This is a genomic window from Halobacillus massiliensis, from assembly GCF_900166625.1.
Lineage (GTDB): Bacteria > Bacillota > Bacilli > Bacillales > Halobacillaceae > Halobacillus_A > Halobacillus_A massiliensis.
Genome location: NZ_LT800499.1, coordinates 1,198,300 through 1,200,911, shown reverse-complemented (window position 1 = coordinate 1,200,911; position 2,612 = coordinate 1,198,300). Strand labels below are relative to the sequence as shown.

Annotated in this window: 3 protein-coding genes; all 3 read left to right on the top strand. The window is 42.7% G+C overall.

What is annotated here, in order from left to right; translation table 11 throughout:
* A partial coding sequence (locus B7E06_RS21540) for a class I SAM-dependent methyltransferase (RefSeq protein ID WP_179133985.1) occupies positions 1–516 on the top strand: 516 nt, incomplete at its 5' end.
* A 675-nt stretch (positions 517–1,191) separates the two neighbouring features.
* The gene (locus B7E06_RS05985; RefSeq protein ID WP_082233124.1) at positions 1,192–1,755 is read left to right on the top strand and encodes a helix-turn-helix domain-containing protein; all 564 of its coding nucleotides are present in this window, start codon (positions 1,192–1,194) and stop codon (positions 1,753–1,755) included.
* The gene (locus B7E06_RS05980; protein WP_245807801.1) at positions 1,719–2,582 is read left to right on the top strand and encodes an IS3 family transposase; all 864 of its coding nucleotides are present in this window, start codon (positions 1,719–1,721) and stop codon (positions 2,580–2,582) included. Before B7E06_RS05985 ends, B7E06_RS05980 begins: the two co-directional genes overlap by 37 nt.
* Positions 2,583–2,612: the final 30 nt, after the last annotated feature.

Sequence of the window (2,612 nt, the reverse complement as noted above, 5' to 3'; positions counted from 1 at the left end):
AATCATAAAATAAATCCTCGCCTTTTTCAAGCTGATATGACTACATATTCAAAGGAATCCTACTATGAAGCTGTAATTGTTCCCACAGGAACGTTTTTACTCTTGCATAAACGAAAGGATTCGTTAAAAGCTTTACATCAATTTTATAAAAGTCTCACCCCGGGCGGTAGTTTGCTGCTCGATCTATCTATCCCGAAGGACTTCCCAATCGGTAAAGTATCCACTCGCACCTGGAAGCTTGAGAACGGAGATGTGATTTCTCTTGAAAGTAAGATGACAGCACACAATGTCTTTGAACAATACACGGTCTCTCATAACAGGTATGAACGCTGGAGCAACGGAGAACTTGTCCAAACAGAACTCGAACGTTTCCCTATGAGGTGGTATGGCGTGGAAGAGTTCAAACAGATTCTGAAATCGACCGGTTTTACAGAGGTTACGGTATCAAGTGATTATGAATATGGCCGCTCTCCATCAGCATCAACAGAGATTCTTACTTTTGAAGCAATAAAATGAGTTAGTGGCTAGTCTTACTCTAATTCTATTTCTACGTCCATTAGGAATGACGGTTCCGTTTATCAAGTAACGGAGAAAAGCGGCTGGGAAATGACTTGCTTTCCACGGGGAGCCGGTGAACTCCCGGACCTCACCATTTCCCTTGGTTTACCTCACTTTTATGAAGGAAAATGGCTGTTCCGTTTGCTGGAGCAGTAAAAAGCGGCTGGGAAATAGCTCGCTTTCCGCGGGGAGCCGGTGAGCTAGCTCGTTGCACTCGCGGATCTCACCATGGCTCTATCTCCCTGCAGGAGTCTCGCCATTTCCCAGCCTCTTTACCGGTGATAGTTAAAACGGAATGCTGTAGTCTTATTAATCTTGAGAAGAGATAGTCTTATCTCACTAAATGTTCCGTTACTCCAAAAAACATAAAGGCCAGGGGAAACGGCGAGACTCCTATGGGAGGATAGAACAGGGGGAGATCCCGGAGGGCTAAAAGCCCGAGGAAGCTCACCGTTCACCCATGGAAAGCGAGTTGTTTCCCCAGGCCCGGTTCTCTTTGTCACGGTAAACGGAACCGAGCAGCATTGCATCTCCACGTTTAAGTGAGAACCTAATATTAGAAAAAAGAGAGAGGCATGATGGTAGTGCACCCCGGAAGTTAGAGTGAAAAATCTAACTTCCGGGGTGTTTTCTATGGCAAAGTATAGTAAGGAATTTAAATTGAAGGTGGTAAGGGAATATCTTCAAGGACATAAAGGATACGTTTTATTAGCTAAAAAGTACTCCATTCCTAGTGATGCTCAAATCTTACGTTGGGTTCGTGCTTATCAAGCATTTGGAGAAGAAGGGTTAAAAAGGAAGCATTCCAAACAAGTCCACCCTGTCCAATTCAAGATGGATGTATTAAACTTTAGGAAACAGACAGGAGCTTCTCTTCAGGAGACTGCGATTGCCTTCCAACTGAACAACCCTGCTTTAATTGCGAGCTGGGCCAACATATTTCAGAAGGAAGGGAGCGAGGGCCTCCGGGAAAAAGCGAAAGGACGGCCTTCTATGTCAAAAAAACCTAAGAAAAAGTTACCCAAAACAGAAAAAGCACCAACTCGGGAAGAACAATTGGAACGTGAAAATGAACTCCTACGTTTAGAGAATTCTTATCTAAAAAAGTTAAAAGCTTTTCAGGAGAATCCGGACGCCTATCTCGAAAAGCACAAGCAGCGCTGGTATTCGAACTCAAACAAGAAGGATTCAAAGTAAAAGACGCTTTACGAAGAGTGGACATTCCTGAAGCCACTTATCATTACCAGAAGAAGCAGTTACAGAAGGAAGATCCGAATAAAGAGTGGAAAGAAATAATTACGAAACTCTTTCATAAGCACAACGGGACATATGGCTATCGCCGCATTGCTTTCGAGCTTAGAAATCAGGGGTATAGGATCAACCATAAAAAAGTTCATCGGATCATGGGTGAGCTCGGATTGAAGTGTGAGAAATTCACTAGAAAATCCCGGTATAAATCGTACAAAGGTACAGTTGGGAAAGTGGCTCATAATCGATTAAAACGCAGGTTCCACACGCCAATACGGCTCCAAAAATTAGTCACAGATGTGACGGAATTCAAATGTGCAGGAAATGAGAAGCTTTATTTAAGCCCGATTATGGACTTATTTAATGGGGAAATTGTCTCTTTTGGAATTTCTAAACGACCAACCCTGGACCTTGTTTTAAAGCCGTTGAATGAAGCAGTGGAAACCATTCGAACGGAAGCCGAATACCGAACAACCATCCACTCCGATCAAGGCTGGCATTATCAACATAACACGTGGGTGAAAACCTTAAAGAAACATCAAATCTTTCAAAGTATGTCCAGAAAAGCAAACTGCGCAGATAACGCAGCGATGGAGAATTTTTTCGGGATTCTCAAACAGGAAATGTATTACGGAGAAGAACTGGTTTCTTATGAAGAGCTTAAAAGAAAACTTGAGGGATATGTGAACTACTATAATAATGAACGCATAAAAGCAAAATTGGCTGGTTTAAGTCCCATACAATACCGAACTCAAACCAGCCAATCAGCTGCATAATAAAAACTCTAACTTTCAGGGGTCACTACC

Bases quoted from the DNA above. Each gene is read 5' to 3' on its own strand.
- B7E06_RS05985 (WP_082233124.1), top strand. From the start codon at position 1,192: ATGGCAAAGTATAGTAAGGAATTTAAATTGAAGGTGGTAAGGGAATAT.